The following is a 25855-nucleotide window of genomic DNA, read 5'->3' as shown; positions in this document are numbered from 1 at the left end:
TCAAGGGACTCATGAGCCCGAAGTCCGTCAGTCGTGGACTCCGGAGGCTACCAGCCGTGAGAACGTGCCTGACGCACTCGATACGTACATGTGCACTCCGATCGGATTCGTCCTGTTGGGAACGTAGATCGGAATGGACTGGTAATAGACCCGCTCACCCAGCTTGAGCCGCCTCTCGATCTCGTACTCCACGGACCGCATGTCCTTCTGGTTGGCGAAGGCGGTCGTCGGGACGATGTTCTTCCGGAGGTGGCTGCCGCCGAATTCACGGGCGATCAGGTGAGCGCGGTTCCAGTCGTCGGACTCGTCCTGCAGGCTCCAGCCGACCGGGTCCTGCGGTTCGCTCGTGTTCCTCGACGCCGGAGCACTGGGGTTCAGGCAGGCGAACCCGCCGGTGGCCCGGTCCTTGGTGTCCTGGGGGGAGTTCCATACGGTGCTCGCCCCGGTGGACGCCTGGCACTTCCGGTTCTCCTCCCCGGCGTTGTCGATCGCCTTGCGCTGGAAGGACGTGTCCTCCCCCGCGTCGAGCGCCGATATGCCCTGGTAGATCCGGACGATCAGCGAGACCGCTTCTCCGGTGGTGAGACCGCCCCCGGACCCGCCGCCGCCCGAAGGCGGGGTGGGAGCCGGCCCCGGCGCCGGGGACGGCGTCGGCGCGGTGGTGGTCCCGCTGGACGACGAGCTCGACGAGGACACGTCCTCCGCGGACGGCATGAGCTGGCTCAGCGCCGTGGCCGCGTCCTGCAGGTTCTGCTGACCCTGCGGCGTCGCCGCGTACAGGGCGGTCACCAGTGCCGCACCCGCGTACCAGATCAGCGGGATGGCGAAGTGGCCGTCCATCTCGACGAAGCTGGTGGGGTTGCCGCCGGCGAACGCGTAGCGGTTGCCGGTGAACGGGTCCGAGCCCAGGTTCATGTCGGCCAGCGCGCCGTTGTACATGTCCCGTGTGGTGAAGCGGTTGAGCCCCGGGTCGTAGTCCCGGAAGCCCATGTCGTACGTACCCGACTGGGCGTCCCAGCGCTTCGCGTTGAAGCGGTAGGGGTTGTACTCCTGCTTCGTCGGGTCCGCGGCGTCCGGCTTGTCGATGCCGGTGAACTCGGTCTTGTCGTCCGAGCCGTAGGCCGTGTAGCCGTACGTCGCCTTGGTGTCGCCGTCCTTGTCGGTCAGCGTCTCGACGTCGTTGTGCGCGTTGTAGCCGTAGTAGCCGTCCTCGCCCGTGCCGTCGGTGTTGTGCTTGACCTGGGACAGCCGCTCGCCCCACGGGCTGTACTGGTAGGACTTGGTGAGCTGTCCGGCGATCTCCTCGGTCAGCACCTCGTCGGACAGCCCGAGGTAGCTGAAGTCGGTCGTCTTGCCGTCGGCCGTCTTCGAGGCGGTGCGGTCGAGCGGGTCGAAGGTGTACGTCGTCGACTTCATCGCGCCGGTTTCGTCCCTCTTCTGGGACTCCACGACGTGGTCGAAGCCGTCGTACACGCTCCTCTCGATGACCTGGCCGCCGGCCGTGACGGACTCCTTCCGGCCGAACGGGTCGTAGGCGTACGTGGCCGTCGAGCCGCCGGTGGTGGCCCGGAGGAGCCGGTTGCGGTCGTACTCGTACGTGGTCGTGACGTTCTTGACCGTCTGCGAGACGACGTTGGCGTTGTCGTCGTGGACGTACGTCTCGGTGCCCGCGCCGTTGCCGGTCTTGACCGACTCGGTGAGGCGGCCCACCGGGTCGTAGGTGTAGTCGGTGGTGGAGTCGAGGTACGCCGCGTGGTTGTCGGCGTTCATCTTCTTCGCGACGTCCTGCGCCTTGTTCCCGTTGAGGTCATAGGCGTAGGTGTGCGAGGAGACGAGCGTTCCGGAGCCCTTCTTCTCCGTGGTGGACTTCAGCTCGCCGCCGAGGTGGTACGTGTAGTCGACGGTGTTGCCGTTGGCCTTGGTCTCCTTGAGCCGCTGGCCGCGGTCGGTGAACGTGAACGACGTGACCTTCGGCGAGGCGTCCGTGGCGGACTTGCCGACCGAGATCTGCTTGACCAGCTCGCGCAGGTCGTAGCCGTACTTGGAGAACTGGTCCGGGTGCGTGACCGTGTCGGCCTGGCCGTTGGCGTCGTAGGTGTACGACGTGACCTTCTTCTCCTGGCCCGCGAGGGCCTCGGTCACCTTCTGGACCTGGTTCAGGCCGGTGTAGAGGACCGTGTAGGCGTCGATCTTCGCACCGGACGAGGTGTCGTCGATCGACGTCAGGTTGCCGTTGACGTCGTAGGCGTAGGCGAAGGTCCGCTTCTCGACATCCGTCTCCGCGGACGTGTCCCGCACCAGCTTGACCGCGTCGGCGACCACGATGCCCGTGCTGCTCTGCTCCAGCTTGAGCTTGGCGTCGTTGCCCTGCTTCAGGCTGTAGGTGCCCAGCGTCACCCAGGAGCCGGTGCCGGCGTTCTGGTCCTTGGTGACCGAGGGGTGGGTCGTCGTCCCCTGCGACAGCGTGTGCTTCGCCGCCGTCGCCGCGCCCGTGACCTTCGGGTACTTGACGTACGCGGTGTACGTGCCGTCCTTCGGGACGTTGAGCGTCCAGGTGAAGGCGTCGGTGCCCGTGCCGGCCGCGTGGGTGCGGTGGTCGTAGCCCTGCTGACCGGCGATGCCACCGGTCGCCCAGGTGCCCGTGGTGGAGATGTGCTGGCTGTCGGAGTTGTCGACGAGGACCACCGACTTGCCCACCGGCACGCCGTCGTCCGACTTGGACCTGAGCTTGCCGTCGGGGTAGTACGACTGCGTCATGGTGCGGTCCGAGGAGCCGCCCGCCGACGTGAGGGTACGGGCCTTCTGCTGCCCGATCTCGGTGTAGTCGTACGTCGTGCTGATGTCCCACGGGTCGGTGGACTTCTTCGTCCAGCCGTTGTCGAAGTACTCGAAGACCGTGTCGTTACGGACCGTCTGGCCTCGTGACGGCGGCAGCGACTGCCGCTCCACCCGGCCCACCGCGTCGTACACCGTCTGCGTGTAGACGTTCGGGTCGCTGTGCGCGGAGTCGTTCGGGTCGTAGGGCTGGAACTGCTTGACCGGGCGGTTCAGCGCGTCGTACTCGGTACGCGCGGAGAAGTCGTCCGCGGTGGCCGTCGAGGTGCCCTTCGGCGTGATCACCTTGGTGGCGTTGCCGGCCTGGTCGAACTCGTACTTCGTGGTGCGGAACGTGGTCCCGTCGTACGGGGCCTTGACCTCGGTCTGCTTGCCCCGCTCGTCGTAGGTGTAGGTCGTGGTGGCGTTCGCGGGGTCCGTCGACGTGAGGAGCAGCGAGTCCTTGTCGTAGGTGCGCGAACTGACCTTGCCCGCCGCGTCCGTGAAGGACGTGAGCCGGTGGTTCAGGTCGTAGGCCATCCTCGACGTGTAGTCGGCGGTGTCCGGGGTCGCGTTCTTCTTCGGGTCGACGACCTCGACGGAGTTGCCGACGTCGTCGAACTCGTAGGAGATCCTGTCGCCCGCCGCGTTGACCACCGAGGTGAGCTGGTAGATCTCGTCGTAGTGGTTGGTCGTGACGTAGTCGGTGGCGTCCGAGGTCGTCAGCGCGCCCTTGGGCTCGGTGACGGTCTTGAGGTTGCCGACCTTGTCGTAGGTGTAGACGGTCCGCCGCTCGGGGGACGTGGGGGTGTCCTTGGGAGCGGTGGCCGAGCTGATCTGGTCCGCGGCGTCGTACACCGCGGTCGAGACCGCGCCGTTGGGCGCCGTCGACGTCGTGATGTTGTCGTTGGCGTCGAAGACCGGAGCCGGCGTGGTGATGAGGATGCCGGCGGCCTGGTCCTTCGCGACCGTGCTCTCCTTCGGCCGGCCGTAGGTGTCGTAGGCCTGCGTGGTCTTCTTGCCGAGCGCGTCGGTGACCTCGCGCACCTGGCCGCGCTCGTCGTAGAGGTACGACGTGACCTTGCCCAGGGCGTCCGTGATCTTCGCCGGGTAGCCCGTCGGGCCGAAGTCACCGGTGGTCGTCGGGTTGCCGTTGGGGTCGGTCGCCTTGGTCAGCTGGCCGTAGGCGTTGTACTCGTACGACGTGGTGTAGTCACCGGCCGTGGGCGTGGAGACGCCCTTCGGGTCGGTGACCGTCTTCAGGTTGCCGAAGGTGTCGTACCCGAACTGCCACTTCCGGCCCTCCGGGGAGGTCTTCGTGAGGAGGTCGGCCGAGAAGCCGTCCGCTCGGGTCAGGTAGGTGTACCGGGCCGAGTTCGCCGGGTACGTGCCCGGGGCGCAGTCGCCCGGGGGCGGGATGCCCGACTTGTTGTTCTCCGCGTCGCGCTTCCAGAGCGGGTAACCCGTCTTCTGGTCGTAGCAGTACGCGGTCTTGGCGCCGTTGGCCTCCTCGAGGTACGTGACGTTGTTGTCCGCGTCCCACGACAGCTTCGTGGTCTGGGACTTGGCGTTCGCCGTCTGGACCGGACGGCCGAAGTCGTCCGACACGTAGTCCGTGGCGTGCGACTGGGCGTCGGTCACCTCGGTGTCGACGAACTTGGAGTTGCCGGCGTTCACCGCGTAGCCGAAGGTCGTGACCCCCTGCATGCGCTCGGTGATCGACTTGGTCCACCAGTGGTACTTGGGGTCGTCACCGGCCTGCGGCTCGTAGTACGTCATCGCCGTCGCGTTGCCGCGCGGGTCGACGGCCTTGACCAGCTTGACGTTCTTGTTGCCCTGGGTGGCGTCGTACTCGAAGCCGAAGACCTTCGGCTGGGCGGAGCCGGCACCGTCGGTGATCTTGGTGAGCAGGCCCTTGTCGGAGTACTCGAAGGCGAACGTGCGGCCCGAGATCTCGGTCATCGACTTGATGTGGTCGATGATCTTCGGGTTGTTGCTGTCGGCCTTGGAGTAGTACTCGATCGTCAGCGACTGCCGGCCGGCCGGGTCGGTGATGTACTTGAGGAACTTGGTCGGCTTGTTGTTGGACTTCCGCTCCTCGTAGGTGTACGTCTGCGTGTTGCCGTTCTTCTCGACCAGCGCCGTCAGATAGCCGTCGCAGCCGAAGACGAACCGCGACCCGTCGGGACGCGTCATCGTCCAGGCGTCGGGCACCGGATCCTTGAGCGGGGTGCAGTCCAGACCGGGCTTGGCCGCCACCTTGTAGTGGACACCGGCCGGCGCCTTCCAGGTGCCGTCGGCCTGCTTGCGGAAGACGTGGGTCGTGCCGTCGCCGTCCGGGAGCTTGATCTCGGTGGGGTTCGGCTTGGGGTGGAACTCCAGGGGCGCGCCGAGCCGGATCGGGCCGGCGGCCTGGAAGGACCAGCCGTGGCCGGAGACGGTGTCGGAGGTGTCCTGGCTGTTGTAGGCGAAGCGGGCGAAGGTGGTGACACCGCGGCCCGGGTTGGTGAAGGCGTTGTACTGCCAGACGCTGTTGCCCGACGCCAGGTTGTTCATGACGGTCGAGCCGGCACCGGTGTTCTTGCCCGTGTACGAGTAGAACTTCTCCATGCCGAGCTGGTTGGAGGTCGGGTCCTCCACCGCCACGTTCTGCTTCAGCCCCGGGATGCCGGAGGTGCCCGAGGCCCATGTGCCGGCCGTCTTGTTGTAGACGTCCCAGGTCAGGACGTAGTCGGTGCGCTTGTTGCCGTTGTCCGAATTGATCGGCGTCTTCACCACGGCCTGGAGGTTCACCGAGCCGCCCGGGGCGACGTCGGCGGGCAGGGCCGTCTGGACCTGGTTGCCGCCGTTGGTGACGTCGGTGCCGTCCGGCAGGGCCCACTTGTACGTGAGGACCTGGTCGGCCGCGCTCCACGTCGCAGCGGTGGTGTTGGTGAGGGTGAAGTCGACGGTGTAGTCGGTGTTCGGCGTCATCCGTGCCGGGGTCTGCGGCGCGTAGTACGTCGACTCGGTGGTGGAGTCGATGTACGTGACCACGATCCTCGGGCGGAGGCGCTGCTCGGCGCCCTCGGAGGAGAGGAACAGCGTGCGTTCCTGCGCGGCGGCCTCGTCGGCCATCCTGATGGCGACGCCCTGCTGGGAGGCGGGGGTGGTCACCCAGGACTGGGCCAGGGAGGTGACGTTCCAGTCGTGCCGTGCCGGGTCGTTGGTCTTCGCCCCGGTGTCGCCCGTCACGGCTCCGAGGTCGCCGCCCTGCGTGGTCCAGTTCGTGGTGGCGTTCGCCTTCACCCAGGTCGCGGTGGCCTCGTCGAAGTCACGCGTCAGCGGGCGCAGTTCGTAGACCGCCCCTGCGGTGTCCTGGGCGGTCTGGGTGCTCCACAGACGGACCTTGGCGTCCAGGACGCGGGCCGTGGTGGGGATGCCGAGCGCCGGGAACTTCAGCAGGGCACGCGTGTCGCCGTACGTGGCCGAGTTGTTGCCGACGCTGATCCAGTTCTTCGGACCGCCGTCGTCGATCGTGTCGTGCGTGAGGGTCGTGCGGGCCGAGGACAGGGTGGTGTCCTGCGTCGCGTCCAGGACCTTCGTCGTCCGGCCCGCCTTGGGGAGCCGTACGAGCTGGGTCGGGGCGGCGACGACCTGCCCGTCCTTCGTCTTGACCGCGACCATGTAGTAGTACGCGCGGCCGAACGGATCGGGGTCGTCGGCCTTCGTCGGCACGCCGGTGGTGTCCGTGAACGACGTCACCGTGGACGCGACGGGCGAGACGAGCGTCGCCGCGGACGGCGTGAAGGTCTGGCTGATCGACCGGTGGACCTGGTACTCGACGATGTCGTCGCCGGTGCCGATCGGGTCCTTGTCCTGGTACGCCGACCAGGACAGCTCCGCGCCCGTGTCGTGGATCGTGGTCGGGGAGGCGAGATCGACCCCCTGCCGGCCGAACGTCAGGACCAGACGTGGGTAGTTGGCGGTCTCGCCGCCGTAGCCGAACTCACTGCCCTCGTAACGCGGTCCGCCCTTGGGGCCGTTCGCGCTCTCGTCGCCGGCCTTGACGACGAATCCGTGGTTGGTGTTCGTCCCGTCGATCCAGGACTGGACGGTCTTGGTCACCGGGAAGGTGTGCCAGGTGTTCAGCTCGCCCGGCTGCTTGGTGACGACGCCGCCCTTGGTGAAGCGGACCGCGTCCGCGATCACCGAGGTGGCCGTCGACGCAGGACCGTCGCCCAGGACGATCTTGCCGAGGGTGCCGGCCTTGAACGGGTGGGACCCCAGCGTCTTCCACACGCCGCCCGTGCCGGCCTGCTGGTTGAGGGTGTACGCCTTGCTGCCGCCGTCGTACGTGACGGTGTACGGCGCGTTCGTGGCGCGGTCCGAGGCCGGGACGGAGTGCGCCTCGACCTGGTAGGTGCCGTCCTCGGGGAGGCTCGGCTGCCAGGTGTATGTGTCACCCGCGACCGAGTCCTTGTTGTACAGGTAGTCCTGGTTGACCGCGTACTGGGTGTACGCCGTGTTCCCCGACGCGGGCCAGGCGCCGACGGCCGCCGTCCGCCCGGCGTCGCCGTCGTCCACCACGACCGCCGTGCCCGAGAGCTCGCCGGTGATGGCGTTGGCGTTGTTCCAGGTGGCCTGCGCCTCGGTCCACGCCTGTGTGGCGCGGTGCGCCTCCAGCTGGACCTCGGTGTCGCCCGTGGTGTGCGTCTGGTCGTAGTACAGCTTGAGATCGGCCGCGTCGAGCCTGGTGCCGGCCGGGACGCCGGTCAGCGGGAACCGCAGCAGCGCACGCGAGGCGCCGGTGCTGGTGTTGCCGACCGACAGCCGCCAGTTGTCGTCGTAGTTCGTCGAAGGACCGTCCGACGAGATCATCACGTCCTGCGCCGTCGTCGGCGTCGGGGCGATCGAGATCGTCGGGTCGACGGTGACGGGGTACTGCCGCTCGGGCGCGGCCAGCCACGAGGCGTCGGGGGTGACCGTCAGCTTCCAGCCCTTGCCGGCCTTCGTCAGCTTCTGGGTGACCTTGTCGCTGTAGGCATGACCGTACGGCGAGCGGGTGTCCTTCTTCGCGTCCGTCATGAACGCGGCGGGGATCACCAGAACCGGATTCGCGGCCTCACCGTAGAAGAGGACCGAGCCGTCCTTGCCCGCCTTCGGGGTCAGGCCACCCGCGTCCAGGGTGAAGGTGAAGGATACCGGGCCGGCCGGGCGCTCGGCCAGGACGATGTTCTCCTTCACCCGGCCCGGGCCGACCTCGTACGACAGGTCCGCGCCGCCGACGGCGTCCTTGTAGGTGACCGTGTCGCCCTTGGCGACCGGTGCGAGCCGGCCCGCACCCTCCAGTCCCAGCGTGACCGCATGACCGTCCGCCGACTCGAACCGGAGCAACTGCCGCGCGTCCGACCCGAACCAACTGCTCGCGGCGTTGGTCGTGTTGGCGAACTCGAAGCCCTTGGTGCCGGTCGGGGTGACGGTCGGGTCGATGTCCTTCCAGGACTTCCCCGCCCGGTATCCGGTCGGCACCGCGGACACCTCGGCCTGCACCCGTCCGTCGGACAGCTGCCAGTACCGTGCGTTCGCCGTCCGTCGGCCCGTCAGCTCGCCGACCCTCTTCGGCTTCGCGGCCGGCTTGCCCTTCGGCAGTTTGTCCCGGCTCGGCAGCACGGGGGTCCCGCCGGTCTTCGGCGACTCGGGCAGCCTGTTCTCGTCCTCGTCGTCCGAGAACCAGCCCGCGAGGGAATCGGCGATACCCTCGCCGCTATCACTGGATACCGGTGCCGCATAAGCGACTTGTGGCAGCATGGTACCGACGACGGCCGATACCACGAGGCAGGCTATCGCCCGCCCGTATCTCACTTTCACGCCATTCCCTTCCTCGGCACCCGTTCCGCGCTGGGCGAAATAGGCGCACCGACGCGCCGGCGCGGGCGCTCCGCGGCCGGTCGCGATGTGTCTGACCTCGACCGGAGCACCTCTGGACATGCCAAATCAGGTCACCTTCCGTTTACGGGAAAGCAACCTCGTCAAAGATGTGCCGATCGTGGCGGAGGAATTCTTCAACACAGAGTTGATGCCTCGTCAACCGCTCACGCATTCAGGGCATTTTGCTGACCGGACCGCGGTGATTGAGGCCGCCATGCCCGACTTTTCCGTAGCCTGGCGTTCGTCGAATCTGATGGTGTATAACCCTGGCGAATTCCACCTCGACAGAAAGCGCGGCCATGCCGACGACCGAACAACCGGCAGGACCGAATGTGCCCGAGAACGCGGACGACACGGGGGCTTCCCCGACCGCGGGCGGCACGAAGCTCGCCCCGGACGGCGGACGCCTCGACCGCGGGGGCATCGCCATCGCGGTGGCGCTCCTGCTCGCCTGCGGAGCGTTCGTCGCCTACGGGGTCCTCGACACCGGGGACGAGCCGGCGGGCAAGCGGGCGACGACGCCCACCGCCGAGGTGACCTACGAGGTGCTCGGCGAGGGCGCGGCCGACATCTCCTACCGCGGGGCGAGCGGCGACCGTGCGGACGTGGTCACGAACGCGGGCCTGCCGTGGAGGAAGACGGTGAGCGTGCCGATCGGCGCTTCCCCGATCGTCGACGTCACCCTCGGAGAGAAGGGCGGCACGGTGAGCTGCACCCTGGCCATAGGCGGCAGGCACGTCCAACGTGCCACCGCCACCGGTGCCTTCGGCCGGACCACGTGCAGCAGTGACCTCCCCACCTCCGAAGCGTCCACAGCCCCTGAAGGAGCCCCGTGAACAACCCCCGTCTCCTCCGCCGTACCGCCCGGGTCGCGGCGGCGACCGCCGTCAGCCTCGCGACCCTCGGTGCCACCTCCCCGGCGGTGCCGGCGGCGGCACGGATCCCGCACGACGTCCGGAGCATCGCGCTGCAGGGCTCCGATCCCGCGCAGCGCGCGCTGTCGGCCCGGCGCACGGCACCGTTCAGCATGGTCGGCGTCACCTGGGCGGACTCACGAGCCGAGCTCGGCGGCACGGCGCAGGTCCGTACTCGCGACAGCGTCACCGGCGTCTGGTCGGGCTGGCGCGACCTGGAACTCGATGTGCGGACGCCCGAGACCGGCACCGGCACCGAGGCCGGCGCGTCGCGGGCGGGAACGCAGCCGCTGTGGACGGGGCCGTCAGACGGTGTGCAGGTCAGGGTGACGGGCCGGGAGCTGTCGAAGCTGCCCGCCGGACTGCGGGTGGAGCTGGTGGACCCGGAGCGCGACACGACCGCCACGACGTCGCAGGCCGGTGCGGCCGGGGTGGCCCCGGAGCGCGACACGGCCACCACGACGTCGCAGGCCGGGGCTGCCGCGTCGGCGCCCGCCGTCGTCCCGCGCTCGGGGTGGGGCGCGGACGAGTCGCTGGTCCTGAGCCCGGCGAAGTACACGACGGACACGAAGGTGGTGTTCACGCACCACACGGCGGGCACCAACGACTACACGTGCGCGCAGTCCGCGGACATCATCCGCGCGATCTTCCTGTACCACGTGCAGGGCCAGGGCTGGAACGACATCGGCTACCACTTCCTGGTCGACAAGTGCGGCAATGTCTTCGAGGGCCGCGCGGGCGGCATCGACGAGCCGGTCGTCGGCGCGCAGACCTACGGCCTCAACACGGACACCGCCGGTGTCGCCGTCCTCGGCAACTACAACGAGGCGCCCACCCCGCAGCCCGTCCTCCAGGCCGTCGCCGGGCTCGCCGCCTGGAAGCTCGGCCTGGCCGGCTACGACGCCACCGGCACGGCCGAGCTGACCTCGGCGGCCGACAACGGCAAGTTCACGAAGGGCCAGAAGGTGGTCCTGAACCGAATCTCCGGCCACCGGGACGGCTATCCGACCGAGTGCCCCGGCAACAACCTGTACGCCGATCTGACCGCCATCCGCGCACTCGCCGCGGCGGCGCAGGCGGACTGAGAACCGGCGCGGCGAGAGCCGGGAGGCAGCGGCGACGAATGGTCCCGGGGGCTCTCGTCGCCGCTGCGGGGTCCGGTGCGCCCTCCGTCGCACCCCCTTGCACCACAGGGGGCGCACAGGGGCGCAAAGACGCAACTGCCGTGCTTCAAAGGGCTCGTGGCCTGGGCCGAAAGCCACATTACCTTCGATACTCCTCTGCTAGCCTCAGGGCCCACCACGATGGCGTGACGCGAGGGGGAGCGGTATGGGGCGGCGGCTTCGAGGGGGGCGTGGAGCGTGAGCGGTCAGAGGATTCCCGAGCGGCGGCTGCACGATGCCGTGATCATCGTGCCCGGCATCATGGGGAGTGCGCTCAAGGACGTCGAGAGCGGTAAGCAACTGTGGGGCGTCCGGCGGCTCTTCGAGTACTCCGCGCGCATGCATGCCCGACGGCTGCGCGAGCTCGCCGTCTCGGACGAGGAGCGCACGGGGCGTACGGGGCGGGTCGAGCCGACCGGCGTGCTGAACATCGCCGAGTCGATGCCCGGGCTCGGCCAGGCACAGCCCTACAACCACCTGGTCAGCGAGTTACGCCACGAGGCCCTGCACCGCAGCGCGGTTCTCGCGTTCCCGTACGACTGGCGGCTCTCGGTCGAACACAACGGGGGGCTGCTCGCGACCGCGGCCCGTCGGCACCTCGAAGCCTGGCGTGAGCACGCCGCCCACCGCCACTACCTCGGCGGCCGTCCCGAGGCCGGACCGGCCCGTATCGTCTTCGTCGCCCACTCCATGGGCGGGCTCCTCGTGCGCGAACTTCTCCACCGCGGCGATCTCCGGCCCGACATTCGCGCGGTGATGACCGTCGGCACCCCCTTCAGCGGTTCCGTGAAGGCGGCCGTCATGCTCAACTCCGGCAAGGGCGCGCCGCTTTTGCTGCCCCGTACCACCCTGCGCGACGCCACCCGGACGATGCCCGGGGTGTACGACCTGCTCCCGTCCTACCGTGCGCTCGACCTGGGCCTCGACTCACGGGTGCCGACCGCCGACGACCTCGTGTCGCTGGGCGGCCGGCGCGATCTGGTCGACGAGACCCTGCGGTGGCGGGAGAGCAGGCAGGGCATCACCCTGCCCGAGCACAGCATGGTGGTCGGCCTCGGCAAGCGCACTCCGCAGAGCTACCGCATGGAGGCGGACGCCGTCGTCGGCCAGGACTCGATCCTCGAACGGGATCCCGCCGACGACCGCGTGCTGTTCCACCCCGACGGCCGGCCCCGGCGCGAGAACCGCGAGGGCGACGGCACGGTGTACCAGTTCGCCGCGCATCTCCCCGGCACCCGCGAGAAGGCCATCTCGGTCTACCAGGAGCACGGCGCCCTCGCCCGTAGTCGCACCGTCGTCGATCTGGCGCGCGGGATGCTGCGCGGGCTGCGTCATCCCGACGAGCTCGGGGCCATGCTCGGGAACGGCACGTTCGATCTGGACGTACCGGAATGGGTCGAGCCAGGGTCCCCGATCACCATCGAGGTGTCCGGCTGGGACGGCGTCTTCGACCTCCACTGCACCGCCAGGGAGGTCAGCGGTCTCGACGAGGTCCTGTACCCGGAGTTGAAGCCGGTGCCCGGGCAGGACGGGAGGCTGGCGGCGACCTGTGTGGCCACCAGGCCGGGGCTGTACGAGATCGAGGTGGTGGGCGGCAGCGAGCCGGTGACACGGCTCGTGCTCGTGGTGGCATCGGAGCGGCACCTCTGACGCCATGGCCTCGGAATTCGACGACATGGAGGCCGATGTCGCGGACTCGTTCGACGTCCATCTGATTCCGGTGGGGCCGGTGGCCGGCCTCCCGGACGAGGACACGGTCGGCGAGGCCGAGCGGACGGCTGCCGTGCTGCGACGGATGGGCGGGGAGACCGTCGCCCCCGTCTTCGCCGGCCGCGCGGTGGAGTCCCTGACCGACGCCGACGAGGCGCTCGCGCACTGGGCCGGGGAGCGTCGTGGCGACGACGAGTCCCGACCGTCCGCGCTGCTGTGGTTCGGCCACGGCCGCGCGGCGACCCTGGGTGCCGTGCTGCTCGTACCGGGCTCCAAGGAGCGCGGCGACGCCCGGGTGACTCCGGAGATGGTCGCGCACTACGTCCACGCCGAGCAGCGCAGGCGTGAGCAGGACGAGAGCCACTGGGCGCTGGTGATGGTGGAGGCGTGCAACTCGGAGAACTTCGCACATGACGTGGCCCGCATGTTCAACGGCTCCAAGCAGCCGCGGACGCGCTCCTTGCTGCTGATCGCCACCGGAAAGCCGGAGGCGCAGGGCTATCTCGGCACGTTCCGCAAGGTTCTGGAGCGGTACCTGGACACGAAGACCTCGCTCGACGAGGTCTTCACCCTCCGCGACCTGCAGGGCCACTTCATGCGCCACCGTGTCCACGCCGAACTCGTCGGCGGGGAGACGAGCGCCGAGCTCCGACTCGTCCTGCGCGACAGGGTTCCGCTGGCCGGCGCGACCACGGTGGCCGACCTGCGCCGGCAGCAGAACCGCTTCGACGAGGCACCCGACGCACCGCCGCTCATGCCGGCTCCGGACAAGGTGGGGTTCCTCGAAGTGGTCCACGACTTCACCGGCCGGGAAGCGGACCTGCGGACCGTCGCCTCGTGGTGCGCCGATCCCGCCGCGGCCTCCGTACTGGCCGTCACGGGCGCGCCCGGCGCCGGCAAGTCGGCGTTGCTCGGCGAGACGCTGCGGCGGTGGTCCCACCGTCGCGGGGAGGAACAGGACATCGGGCCCGCCCCGAGGATCGTGGCGGTGCTGCCCCTGACCGGCAGCACCCCCGAGGACGTCGTCCGCCGGCTGGCCGACACGCTCGACGCGGACCCCGGAGGCGGTGACGTGCTCGACGCCGTACGCCGCCGCCTGACCGAGCTGTCCCACGGTCCGGCCACGGGAGCGCCGGCGCTGCTCGTCGCCGACGCTCTCGACGAGGCCAGGGATCCCGTCCCGATCGCGGCCCTGTTACGGGACCTCGCGACCACGGGGGTGCGGCTGCTCGTCGGCACCCGGCCCTCGCCGCTCGCCGGCGTCGCGGGCGGGGGCCGACCGGCCGACGGCGGTGGCCACGTCGACCTGCTCGAGGCCCTCGGGTGGGCGACCGGACACACCCGTGTGCTGACCCTCGCCCCGGACCCGTCGGCCGCCCGCGACTACGCCGAACGCAACGTACGCGAGATCCTGCGCGAACATCCCGCGGGTGACGACGCGTGGCACGAGGTCGTGGCAGGCACCGTGGCGGACGCCGTGGAAGCCCATGTGCGCACCGGTTCCTGGCAGTTCCTCCAGGCCGCCCTGGTGGTCCAGGAGATCGGGCAGCGGCCCACCGTGCTCTCCCCCGGACCTGACGGCCGGACCGCGCTCGCCCAGATGCTGGAGCGCGACCAGAGCGGGATCTTCGGGGCCGCCGTCCAGCGGATCACGACGGGACTTCCCACGGCCGAGCCGCTGCTGCGGGCGCTCGCCTACGCGCACGGCCGCGGACTGCCCCTCGCGGACGGCATCTGGGCGCGCGCCGCCGCGGGCATCGCCGGAGCCGACGCTCCTTTCGACGACGATCAGGTGGGGCTGTTCCTGAACCGGGCCGCGGCCTATGTCCTCGTCGACGGAGAGGACCGGCGCAGCGTGTTCCGGCTGGCGCACCGCACCCATACCGAGCAACTGCTCGGGGACGGCACGCCCGACCGCAGGTACGAGATGCTCCTGGCGCTACTGGATCTCGCGGCCGCGCAGGCCGGGGCCGGTCAGCCGCTCAGCCCGCATCTGGCCACCCGGCTCGCCGAGTACGCGGCCGACTGCGGAGCGCCCGGCTGGTCGGCGCTCGCCGAGCGACCCGCCGTCGTCGACCGGCTGCCGCCGGCCTCGCTGAGCGCTCTGGCGCTCACCCCCGGGCCCGGAACGGGTACCGCGCCCACCGATCTGCCCATCGAAGTCCTGGGCACCGTCGCGTCGGCGCACCTGATCAAGGAGTCCGAGCCGGACGACCGACCGGGGCTGCGCCAGCTCGGTGGGCTCCGCGCGGCCGGCCGGACGCATGACGCGGGACCCGGTGCCGCCTGGGAGGTCGCCTGGGGACGGGTGCGCCGTGTGCCCCTGCATCTGCGACTGGGCGGCGCCGACACGGTGGTGACCACGCTCGTCACCCGCCCCGATTCCGCGTGGCTGGTGACCGGCTCCCTCGACGGGTCCGTCATGGCGTGGGAGCCGTGGCGGGAGCACCACCCCACGCTGCTGCTGAGCGGGTGCGAGAGCCCGGTGACCGCGCTCGCCGCCCTCGGCTCGACCGCGCCCCCCGCGGGCAACGCCGATACCGGCGGCGAGGGCGGGGACGGCGACGGGACGGGCTGCGCACGCGGGCCGGGCCTGCTGGCCGTCGCCCATGACGACCGCACGCTTCAGCTCTGGGACACGGACGCCGACCTCGGCACCGGCATCGCCGCCGAACGTCCGGAGCCGCGCACCACATCGACCGTCGAGGTGGTGCGGGTGATGGCGGCCGTCCCCGACGGCACCCGACGCTTCGTCGTCGCGGGCGAGGCGGGCTATCTCGCACTCCTCGGCCCGGACGGGACACTGTCGCAGCCCGGCGAGGCGATCTCCGCCGGCGATGTGGTGGGTCTCGTGACCCTCCCGGGCCCGCAGGACGCACCGCTCGTCGTGGTGGCCTACCGGTCCGGACTCCTCGGGCTGTGGAAGGTGGGCGGCGCGGTCCCCGCACCGGTCCACCGCACGAGCGCGCGAACGGCGTTGGCCGGGCTCGTGTGTGTCTCGGGCCCCACCGGTGCGGACCGGCTGATCACGGTCACGGACGACGGCCGCCTCGCGCAGTGGCGTGTGAGCACCGGTGACGACAGTCCGGCGATCGTGGCCGATCCCGACGGGCCGCCGCCCGGTGTGCACAGCGCCGATCCCGTCCTGGCGGCCCTTCCGACGGCCGAGCACGGTGCGGTGCCGGTGGTCGGCGACAGGCAGGGCAGCGTACGGGTCGTCCGTCCGAAGGCCGCGCCCGGCCGTCCCGCGTTCCTCGAGACCTCGACGGGAAGCAGGGCCATCACGGCGATCGGTGCCCTGCGCGGGCCTCAGGGCGGCAGCGTCCTGGTGACGGCGGCGCAGCGGGATTCCACGGTGCACTTCTGGGACCCCTCGGCGGCGGCCCGCGCCGGTGACGCGCCGACGGGCCGCGGGCCGTCGATCCGCGACCTGCGACCGCATGTGTCGGCGGACGGCACGGAGACGCTGGTGGTGACGGAGCGGCGCGCCGGACGGACGACGGTACGGGTCCTGCGCGCGTCGGACGGTGCCGAGTTGAACGTGCCGGCTCCTGCCGGCGAAGCCGCGCCCGAGGAGGCGCCGCTGCCCGAAGGGGCCTACGACCTGCACAGCCGCACCGTCGGCTGCGTCGCACTCGGCGCACCGGCAGCTCCCAACCGCCCGGCCCGGCTGCGGGCGACCGCCGGACGGGAAGGGGTGGTCGTGGTGTGGCGCGAGGAACCGTCGTCCGGCTGGCGGCCGGTGCGCCGGATACCGCTGGGGTCGCCGTGCACGCGGCTCGCACCCCTTCCGTCGGGGCCGCTCGCGGTCGCCACCGACGACGGCCTCGTGGTGCTCAGGCTCAATCCCGCCGTGCGTGAGGGTGACGGCGGAGGAACGGAGGAGACGCATGGATGACGAGCTGGCGCCGGAGGACATCGAGGACCTGCTGGACGCTCTGTTCACGGGGAAACAGGCCCGGCACGGCCGGTACCGGCTGGTGGGCGGCTACCAGGAGCTGATCCGCGGGCGATTGATCCATTTCGTCGTGCGGAACCTGGACCACGCCACGGACGTGCGCGAGGTGGCGCTCTTCCTCAAAGTCGACCAGGCGGGGGGCGACCTCTGGGACCACGAGGTGCGCAATCTGTTACGGCTGAAGATGCTCGGTCATCCGGCGCTGCCGGAGATCGTGGAGGGCCGTTTCGACCGGACCTTCCGTGTCGCGTTCATCATGACGCGCCAGGAGGGGCAGCCGCTCGCCAAGGACTGGCGGACCGTGGTGGACCTGTGGGCGACGGCCTACCCGGTGGTGGCCTTCGAGCAGTTCAGCCTGCTGGTGGACGCGTTGAGCCAGCTGCACGGAACGCGGATCGTGCACCGGAACCTGACGTTGGCCGCCGTCCGGGTCAACCCCGTGCCGAACAACCCGGCCCGGACGACCCTCGCCCTGGCACGGTTCGAACTGAGCGCGCTGCTGAACAACCTGCTGCAGTCGGTCCACGGACCGAGCAGCAAGGCGACGTACGACGAGGCCGTGAAGGCGCTGTTCCTCGTTCCGCCGCCCGGTGTCACCAAGGCGCACCATCTGGCCTATCTCGCACCGGAGAACCACCCGTCGGTCTTCTGCGACGTCCGGCTGCGTCACCTGGATCACGGCAGCACCGACGTCTTCGGACTCGGTGTGCTCGGCTGGGAGCTCTTCGTCGGCCCCCTGACGGACCGGTTGCCCGACGAGTGCGCCGCCGTCGACCGTGCCGAGGGCGACGAACTGCCCGCGGCGCTGGCCCGGTTGCACGGGGCGATGCGCCGTGAACTCAATCTCTCCCTCAAGCTCCCCCGGCCGCTCCGCCAGGCGCTGCTCGAGATGCTCGACCCCTCGCCCACCGGCCGCAGTTCGTCCTTCGAGGCCTCGGCCAACCTGCAGCGCAACTGGTCCGGCATCTGCCTGGCCCTGGACCCGGCACCGACCGGCGCCAAGCCGCGGCTGCTGGCCTTCATGCCCGATCAGTCGGTGGTGACGATCCACACGAGCCGCGGCTGGACCGACCACAGCCCCGACACCCCTCAAGGATCCAAGGAGCTCCAGGCCTTCCTCGAGGAGGAGTTGCGCGAGGCCGAGCTCGTCCACTGCCACGGCGGCGCGGTCGGATTCGTCGACGGCGACGCCCGCTCGCTCCGCGAGGCCCAGTGGGCGCTGATCGGGCAACAGGCCGTGTGGTTCTGCGCGTTCCTCTACGAGTACGACGCGATGGGCCGTCGCACGGTGACCCGCACCGACACCCTGGTCATCAAGTACCTCGTGGACAGACGCTTCGCGTCCGACATCCTGTCGATCAGGCCGAAACGACGCATCGGCAAGGTGGACCTGGTGCCGTTCCGGCTGGGGCAGCCACTGGAGGACGAGCAGGAGGGCCGCCCTTCCTGGGAGGATCTCACCGACGCGGTCCAGAACACGGAGCAGGGCGCGCAGGGCGCCGACGTCCAGGAGATGCTGCGCGCCGTCTCCTTCATGCTGGACTACCAGACCGTGGCGCTCCGAGCCCGCCAGTACCCCTACACGCTCACCGAGACGGAAGACGGCCGTCACGTACTGACCCACGACAGGGGCAGGGAACTCAAGTGGCTGCACGATGACGAGCTGCTCACCGCCTACTGCTCCGATCCCAGACACAGGCCGGCGCTCGGCGACTTCGCCCGGGGTCTTCTCGCCGAGTCCGGCAAGCCCATGGTCGCCGTGGTGCACGACCGGCACAGTCCGTACTTCGGCAGCGGCTCCGTCGCGTTCCGGCTGAGAGAGCGCCTGGACTCGGAGGCCATCGTCGTCGACGCCGCACCCGGGAAGGAGCTGCCGAGCAAGGGATGGCTCCGGCCCAACGACGACTTCGGCACGGAGGTCCAACTCCGCCGGGAGGCACGGGGACTCGCCTCGCTGCGCCAGAAGAGCGGCCTGGCACGCGTCCTGCACACGCCCCAGTCGATCGAGCTGCACGGCCGGCGGGACATCACGCTGGACATTCCGGCGCCGGCCGGTGAGAAGCCTCTGCGGGGCAAGTCGGCCCAGATCATCGCCGACATGCTGCGGCTGCATCCGTTCTACGCCCTCCAGGGGCCTCCCGGCACGGGCAAGAGCACCGTGGTCTCCCATGCGTTGCGCGACTTCCTCAGGACGGAGCACGGCGCGCGCGTGCTGGTGAGCGCACAGTCGAACGACGCGTTGAACCAGCTGGCGGGGAAGTGCCTGGAGCTGCTCAGACCGGCGATCGACAGCCAGCAGGTGCTGATGCTCCGCGAGCAGTCGCGGACGAAGGACGCCGCCGAGCTGCCGGAGGAGTTGCGCCCCTTCACCGCGGAGGCGATCGCCGGGGATCTGGTCAAGCGGATCCGCAAGCGGGTCGCGGACGGCCACATCGGAGCCCGCAACGCTTCGGAGGAGAAGCTGATGCTGCGGTGGTCCGATGTCGCCGAGGCGAACATGGTCGAGTTGACCGAGCGCATCCGGGCCAGCGCCGATGTCGTGCTGGCGACCTGCTCGATCGCGGGCACGCTCACCGACGAGGTGCGCGATCCGTCGGACGTGTTCGACTGGGTGATCATCGAGGAGGCGGCCAAGGCCTGGCCGACGGAGATCATCATGCCGCTGGTCCTGGGCGTGCGCTGGACCCTGGTGGGCGACCACCTGCAGCTCGGGCCGCACCGCGCCCAGGACGTCAAGACGTTCCTGGACAGCCTGGGGTCGCATCAGGACGAGCGGATCAAGCTCCATCACGCGGCACGTGAGAGCTATCTGAGGTTCGTGCAGATGTTCGGCAGGTTCTTCGAGGGCCGGGACTCGGCGATCCGCGCCGAGGCCAAGAGCCCCATGGACACCCTCGTCACCCAGTTCCGTATGCACCCCACCATCTCCCAGCCCTTCGCCCGGGCCTTCTATCCCGACAGCGGCGGCGGCACGTTCCTCAAGCCCGATCCGCAGATCGACGAGTTCCACACCGCCACCAAGCCGGACTATGTGAAGGGCGCGCCGCTGATCTGGCTGGACACCTCCCAGCACACGAGCTGCGAGGACCGGGGGTACTGGTGGAACCCGGGGGAGGTGGAGCTGGTGGAGGACCTGGCGCGTGTGCTGGGACTCGACACCCGGACCGACCCGAAGAAGCTGGCCGTGCTGACCCCGTACCGCAAGCAGGTGGACGAACTGAAGCGCGGGTTCCTGAACGGGCGGGTGCACACCGTCCACTCCTTCCAGGGTGGGCAGGCGAAGACGGTGATCGTCTCCCTGGTCCGCAGCTCGGAACGGGGTACGGAGACGCGGCAGAACGTGGGCCACACCGCCCAGACCGATGTGATCAACGTGATGCTCTCCCGGGCGCAGCAGCTTCTCGTGGTGGTCGGGAACCTGCCTCATTTCGAGCGCCATGGCGGAAGCGCCTGGCAGTCGGTGATCAGGACCTTCCGTGAGGTCGGCAGGATCGTCGACGCCTCGACGGGACAGATCGTCGTCGACGCGGCGACGGGAACGGGAGACCTCCGATGACCGAGACCGCGCTCGTCGCGATCCCCTGCCGTGTCATCACCTTGCGGATGGAGCTCGGTGCGGAGGAAGGGGCCTCCACGCTGGAGGAGCTGGTGCTCAGGGCCGTGGCCGCGGGACGCACCACCGTACGGGAGTTGGGCGAGCTCTTCTCGCTGCCGAACCGGCTGATGCTGGACGTGGTGCACGGACTGTGGAGCCGGGGGTTCCTGGCCGTCGACTTCACCACGAACACGCTGGAGAACACGCAGGCGGCCCAGACGATCCTCGGCGAGCCCGAGGGAGAGCGGCCCGTCTCGTCCAAGGTGCAGGCGCGCAAGTTCCTGTTCGACCCGGTGACGGCCGCCGTGCTGCTGCACCGCAAGGGCATGGACCGGGTCCCGCACGGAGCGATCGCGATGCCGCTCGCGCGCGGCATCTCGGAGACCGACATCCCGCAGACCGAACTCCTGCGCGCGGTCCGGGAGGCCGTCCGCGCGGACCGCAGGCAGCACGGGGTGCGCCAGCGTGTGCTGAACGTGTCCTTCGCCAACCCGATGCTGAGCCCGCCCGAGGCCGTCCACTGGAACACGGTGGAGGTGGTGGTCAACCGGGACCCCGCCACCGATCTGGTGACCGCCACGCCCGTCCAGCTGCCGCCGGGCTGGGGCAGACGCGCCCTGCAGCTCTTCCAGTCCAGGGTGAGCGAGCTGGTGCGCAACCGGCCCGACAGCAGGTTCGTCCAGCAGCTCCAGGCCCGAGAGACCCTGGAGGTGGTTCCGCCCGACAGTCTGCGCTCGCTCCTGGTCGGTCTGGACCGGCTGGCCGAGGGCCTGGAGACCATCGACTCCGGCGAGCTGCCGGACCGGCACCAGGAACTGCGTGCGAAGGCGACCCGGGTCATGGAGCAGCTGGCGGAGGCACGCCGCGGGCGCTGCTCGGTGGAGCGGGTGGCCCCGGGTGCGGGCGTGGAATGGGTGGTGCAGGACCTGATCGAGCGCGCGACCCACCAGCTCGTCCTCGCGCTGCCGCGCATCACCTACGACGCCCTGCACCCGCTCCTGCCCTCGCTGGAGCTCGCCGCGAAGCGTGGCGTCACGCTCGTGTTCCTGTGGGGCGGCACCCCGGCCGCCAAGCTGGAGGGCAAAGTCGCCACCGCCCTGTTCGACCTCCAGAACCGCTTCGCCGAGAACGTGTTGCTCGAACAGCGCAGCAGCAGCAGCTCGGCGGCCGCGGTCGTCTGCGACGACCTGTACGCGTACGTCGGGTCCCGCAGCCCGCTCTCGGAGGACACCGGGGCCGGTGTCCTCGTGAAGCCGGCCGAGGGCACGGACGAGCCGCCGGGCTGTGTGACGGACCTGCTGAGCTGGGCCCGGCGGACGTACCCGTACTGGGAGACGGGGCAGAGCATCGCCCTGCTTCCGGCGGACTTCGGCAGGCGGCGGGGTACGGAGTTCTCGGCGGACACCGGCTCCGTGTGGCGCGACGTCTCCCTGCCGGAGCTGGCGGACACCTGGCGCGAGGACGAGGTCGGCAGCCGTACGCGCTGGTCGGCCCACTGGGGCCGCGTGCTGCACGAGCTCGTGGACGCGGTGGAGGGGGTGTACCGGGGGGATCCGGTGGTGAGAGCCGTGTGGGACGGCATGTACGTCGACCTCGTCCACCACGCCGTCGACAGCGCCACCGAACGGCTCGCGGTCACGGACGACTCCGCCGAGAGCGAGGCCTGCTCGGACGCCCTCGGCGGACGCCTGATGCGGCTCCGGGACCGGGGCGTGGTGATCCATCTTCAGCACCCCCCGCTCAAGGACGGTCGCCGGATCGCCCAGACCTATGCCCAACTGCACCGGCGTCTCGGTGCGGAGCGGACGCTGCGGAGCACCAGGGCCCGGGCGCGCGCGGTGCTGTCCGATCACGAGACCGTCATCGGCAGCTACCGTCCGCTCGGGAACCGGTCCGTGAACCCCGCGCAGGGGCCCGCGCCCACCGAGCTCGGTCTGCACATCATGAGCACCGCGTTCACCACGGACTTCGCCGGGGAGCTGGGCATCCCCGAGTGGTTCGGTACCACCGCGGACGGCGGGGACGCCGACGCGCGGCACGACTATCTGCCGCCGCTGCCCGCCCTCTCCTCGGTACGCGTCGACGCCGACGACTGGACGGTGCTCGACGACCGCTTCGCGGACGGCGCGTCGCCGGACCGGCTGCGCGGCGACTCCGCCGCGCTGCTCTTCGGCTCGACGGGCGACGAAGGGCAGCGACGGCGCTGGGGACGCTGGCTCCTGCACGACGCATGGCAGCGTCACGCGTTCATGGAGGCCTATCTGCTGGCCCCGATGCTCGGTGACGCGGAGTCCCTGCCGCCGCCGCTCGCGGCCGTGGCGGTACCGCTCGAACACGGTCCGCTCGGCGACCAGTTGTTCTTCAGCGCGATGGAGCTGGTCGACGCCCCGCGCGAGCACCGCACCGTCGCCCTGGTGGGCGCGGTCGCCGAGATGCTGCTGCACGGCGGCGACATCGGCCACGAGGTCTGCGAGGCGCTGACGGCGCCCGGCAGCATGGCGGCCGCCGACGTACCGCCCGGCTGGCTCCACCTGGCGCGGGAGGCCGCGAGCTGCTTCCACGTGACCAAGGCCCCCGTGCCGCTCCAGGACATCAACGCCTGGGCCGAACAGCAGAAGCGGGACGCGGACGTCCGGGACGGCTGGACGCGCGTCGTCACCGAGGTGAGGGACTTCGAACGGGCGGAACAGCACTTCAAGTTCCAGGACGGGCAGCGCATGCACCGCGCGATGTTCCGGCCGCCCGAGGGACTGTTCGTCCGCGTGCTGGCCATGGCCGACGGCGGGGCCACGGCCGAGTTCAGGGCGGAGACCGCCGCCGAGCTGCCCGCCGACGCCCTGGAGGCACGGCACCACATGGACCAGTTGGCCACGGAGTTGGGCGTGCGAAAGGTCGAGTGGAGCAAGCACTTGGCGTACGCGCGACGGGTCGCCGACGTGATGGCCACGGCGCGGCGTCTCGCGGCGCTGCAGGCGGCGGCCGAGTCCGAGCGGGAGACGACGGCATCCGGGGCGGCGATGCTCCCCACGCTCGCTCCTGAGCAGCGAGCCTTCGCGCGCCTCCTCGACAGCACATGGCACACGCTCCTCGAGGAGGCGGAGGGACTGGGCGAGCCCGCCCGCTACCCGGCGAAGGCCCTCCTGGGCGCTCTCGCCTCACTGCCGGTGATCGGAAAGGACGACAGATGACCGGGGTTCCACGCGCGCTGTTGGAGACATGGCCGGGCCGTGTCCGGTTCCCGGGCGTCCTGACCGCCCTGGCGGAGCACGGCCACCCCGCGGAAGCGGACCCGCACGACAGTCCGGTGCCCGATGGTGCCGCGGCCGAGCTCGCCGCCGACCTGCTCGCCGAAGCCGTTCTCGCGCACGTGGGGGGCATGCCGCCGAGCGCGACCTTCGACGCGCTGCTCGACCGCGCGGAGCACGACGCGGCCGAGCGTCTGCTCCACGGCGGGGCGGTACTGGACGGGCACCAGGCCGAGCTGCTGGCGCGCAGGCTGGACGACGCACGGGAGGCCCGTGCGGAGTCGGTGCGGCAGCGCGTCCTGGAGTTGGCCAGGCGGGCGAAGGCGGCGGGCGTCGCCTTCGAGGAGCCGGACGTCGCGGCGCTGGTCGAGACCTCCCGGGCACGCGGCGCCGCCGCGGATGAGGTGCTGTCCGAACGGGAGCGGGAGCTGGGTGATCGGGTGGAGGCCCTCGCCCAGGAGCTGGAACTGCTCCTCACGGAACAGGAGCGGGCGGCCGCCGCGGAGACGGGACAGGCCGTTAGGGCCGGGGACGGCGACTTCGCCGTGGTCCGGGTACGGGCGCTGCTCCGGGCCGGCGAGCTGGTCACCGCCCAGGCGCTGCTGAACCGGGAGCCCCTCGGCGTTCCCGTGCCGGAGGCACTGGCGCCGCTCCCGGTGTGGGACAGGGCCTGGATGCCCGACACGCTCCTGGAGTACCAGCTGAACCCGGCGATGCGCAGGCCACCGGAGTTCATGGCGTGGAAGGCCGCCGATGAGGCCGCCGAACAACTGCTCGCCGCCTTCGGTCGGTTGGGGCGGGAGACGTCACCGGAGGCGGCGGAGGGCTTCGCCGACGCGCTCGGACGGTTCCTCGGCGGGCCGGGTGAAGGGGCTGTCGCCCACCGCATCGACGGCGGCTACTTCACCTTCTTCGACGGGCTGTTCAGCGACGAGCCGCTGTCGGGTCTGCATCCGACGGGCCGGGTGGACCTCTTCGTCGCCGATCTGGGAACGACCGCGGTGCCGGCGGAACTCGCGGCGCACGACGCGCATGTCGCGGTCGGCCCCGGCCTGGTGAGCACCGAGTACACCGACCGTACGGCAACCGCCGTGCTGAGCCTGCGGGATCTGCTCGGTCTGGCCGTGCTGCCTGCCGACAGGGCGGCTCGTACCCTGGGCATCCTGGCGCGGCAGTGGCCCGTGGAGGCCCTCATCGGCGACAGCCCGGCGGTGCTCGAGCGGATCCTCGGAAGGGCACCGGAAGCGGCCTGGCGGGCCCTGCGGTGGATCACCCACATGTCCTTGCGAGGAGGAACCACCGCGGTGCGGGCGATGGAGCGCTGCACCGGCATGGATCCCGGGCTCCTGTGGGTGATGCTCCGTTACGCCCAGAACGTGGACGACCGCTCCGTCGGCGGTGACCTCTGGCCGGCGGAGACGGGCGGCTGGCGGAAGGACAAGGCGCTCGTCCGCGCGCTGCGGGCCGAACTGCTGGCCCGCTGCGGTGAACCGGTGGCCCAGGCCGCGTGGTGGGCGGCCCTCTCGGTCTGTGATCCCGAGGACGGACGGGTCTCCCTGGGAGACCTCGGTGACTGGGCCGAGATCTGTTCGGACTGGACCGGCGCCAGGGCTCGGGTCCTGGCGGCGATCGACACGCTGGTGGCCCGTGGTCTGCTCGTCCGGGCGGAGCACGGTGGCGATCGGGTGCCCACGGGGCCGCAGACCCCTGAGGGGGACTCGTCGCTGCGTGTGCCGCTCTCCGGCGCCGTGCGGGCGCTGCGACCCTCGGCCGAGCAGGAGCTGACGGTCCTGCTGAAGGAGATCGAGCGCGCCGGCGGCCCGGAGGGCGGGGCGGACGACGCGGCGTCGGTCACCTCCGACGTCGTCGCGACGCCCGTCGGCTGGACTGCCTGGCATCGCAACCGCTTCGCCCCGGTGCCGTCGTACGCCCGCTATGGGGAGACGGAGCAGCGGGGTGCCCGGGCCGAGGAGTTGGCGACGCTCGCGGATCTCGCGCGTGGCGAGCTGCTGGAGCACTCCCTCGACGATCTGGTCGCGCGGGCGGAACCGCGGGTGGCCGATCTGGGGGCGGTCCTGTCGGATCTGACGGCCCGGTGCAAGGAGCAGTACCGGGAGGTACGCGTCGATCTCCGGTGTCCCGCGTCCTTGTGGGTGGACGTGCCCGAGCCCGTGCTGCGTGCGGTGCTGTACGAGGTGCTGGACAACGCCGCGGAGGCGTTGACGGGCCTCGGCGCCGGCCTGGTGCAGGTCTCCGTCTCGCAGGAGAGTCCCGAGGTGATCGTGGAGGTGCAGGACAACGGTCCGGGGCTGCCGCAGGAGGCGCGGGGCTGGAGGGTGTTCCAGCCCGAGTGGACCACCCGTGGCCCGGATCGCGGATGGGGTCTGCACCGCGTACGGAAGTTCCTGCGGGCCCTGCCGGATTCGGCGGTGGAGGCCGAGGCGCAGGTCTTCAGTTCCTCGCATCCGGCGCTGACGGGCGCCGCGCTGCGGCTCGTCCTTCCGGAACTGGAGGGCACCCCGCCGCTGCCCTCGTGACCCCTGCGC

8 protein-coding genes are annotated in these 25855 nt (G+C 70.6%); 7 read left to right on the top strand and 1 reads right to left on the bottom strand.

Annotation, left to right across the window (positions count from 1 at the left end; all coding sequences use genetic code 11):
* Positions 1–27: 27 nt before the first annotated feature.
* The gene (locus tag ACFQ7Q_RS17925) at positions 28–8604 is read right to left on the bottom strand and encodes a DNRLRE domain-containing protein (RefSeq protein ID WP_383555814.1); all 8577 of its coding nucleotides are present in this window, start codon (positions 8602–8604) and stop codon (positions 28–30) included.
* A gap of 452 nt (positions 8605–9056) precedes the next feature.
* On the opposite strand from ACFQ7Q_RS17925, the gene ACFQ7Q_RS17920 reads away from it, so the two are divergent.
* The 7 genes from ACFQ7Q_RS17920 to ACFQ7Q_RS17890 all read left to right on the top strand — a co-directional run bounded on the left by ACFQ7Q_RS17920 (position 9057) and on the right by ACFQ7Q_RS17890 (position 25846).
* A complete protein-coding gene (locus ACFQ7Q_RS17920; RefSeq protein WP_383555812.1) occupies positions 9057–9560 on the top strand; it encodes a hypothetical protein in 504 nt (167 codons plus the stop codon).
* The gene (locus ACFQ7Q_RS17915; RefSeq protein WP_383555810.1) at positions 9557–10723 is read left to right on the top strand and encodes an N-acetylmuramoyl-L-alanine amidase; all 1167 of its coding nucleotides are present in this window, start codon (positions 9557–9559) and stop codon (positions 10721–10723) included. Before ACFQ7Q_RS17920 ends, ACFQ7Q_RS17915 begins: the two co-directional genes overlap by 4 nt.
* Before the next feature lie 276 nt (positions 10724–10999).
* Entirely contained in the window at positions 11000–12451 is a 1452-nt protein-coding gene (locus tag ACFQ7Q_RS17910; RefSeq protein ID WP_383555807.1) for a hypothetical protein, read from the top strand.
* 4 nt (positions 12452–12455) lie between these two features.
* Complete coding sequence (locus ACFQ7Q_RS17905) at positions 12456–16409, top strand: AAA family ATPase (protein WP_383555804.1); 3954 nt, start codon at positions 12456–12458, stop codon at positions 16407–16409.
* Complete coding sequence (locus ACFQ7Q_RS17900; RefSeq protein WP_383555802.1) at positions 16402–20025, top strand: AAA domain-containing protein; 3624 nt, start codon at positions 16402–16404, stop codon at positions 20023–20025. Before ACFQ7Q_RS17905 ends, ACFQ7Q_RS17900 begins: the two co-directional genes overlap by 8 nt.
* Positions 20022–23252: a hypothetical protein gene (locus tag ACFQ7Q_RS17895; protein WP_383555799.1), complete on the top strand. Its 3231-nt coding sequence runs from the start codon at positions 20022–20024 to the stop codon at positions 23250–23252. Before ACFQ7Q_RS17900 ends, ACFQ7Q_RS17895 begins: the two co-directional genes overlap by 4 nt.
* Positions 23249–25846 carry an ATP-binding protein gene (locus ACFQ7Q_RS17890; RefSeq protein ID WP_383555796.1) on the top strand — a complete coding sequence of 866 codons (2598 nt, stop codon included), beginning with the start codon at positions 23249–23251 and terminating at the stop codon, positions 25844–25846. The genes ACFQ7Q_RS17895 and ACFQ7Q_RS17890 overlap by 4 nt, the downstream gene beginning before the upstream one ends.
* The last annotated feature ends 9 nt before the right edge of the window (positions 25847–25855 follow it).

Origin of the sequence: Streptomyces sp. NPDC056527 (assembly GCF_042794475.1) — a bacterium.
Classification (GTDB): domain Bacteria; phylum Actinomycetota; class Actinomycetes; order Streptomycetales; family Streptomycetaceae; genus Streptomyces.
The sequence above is the reverse complement of the archived record's forward strand: the minus strand, read 5'-3'. Positions and strand labels throughout refer to the sequence as shown.

Coding starts and splice junctions, on each gene's coding strand:
- ACFQ7Q_RS17925 (WP_383555814.1), bottom strand. CDS start 8,604: ATGCTGCCACAAGTCGCTTATGCGGCACCGGTATCCAGTGATAGCGGC.
- ACFQ7Q_RS17905 (WP_383555804.1), top strand. CDS start 12,456: ATGGCCTCGGAATTCGACGACATGGAGGCCGATGTCGCGGACTCGTTC.
- ACFQ7Q_RS17900 (WP_383555802.1), top strand. CDS start 16,402: ATGGATGACGAGCTGGCGCCGGAGGACATCGAGGACCTGCTGGACGCT.
- ACFQ7Q_RS17895 (WP_383555799.1), top strand. CDS start 20,022: ATGACCGAGACCGCGCTCGTCGCGATCCCCTGCCGTGTCATCACCTTG.
- ACFQ7Q_RS17890 (WP_383555796.1), top strand. CDS start 23,249: ATGACCGGGGTTCCACGCGCGCTGTTGGAGACATGGCCGGGCCGTGTC.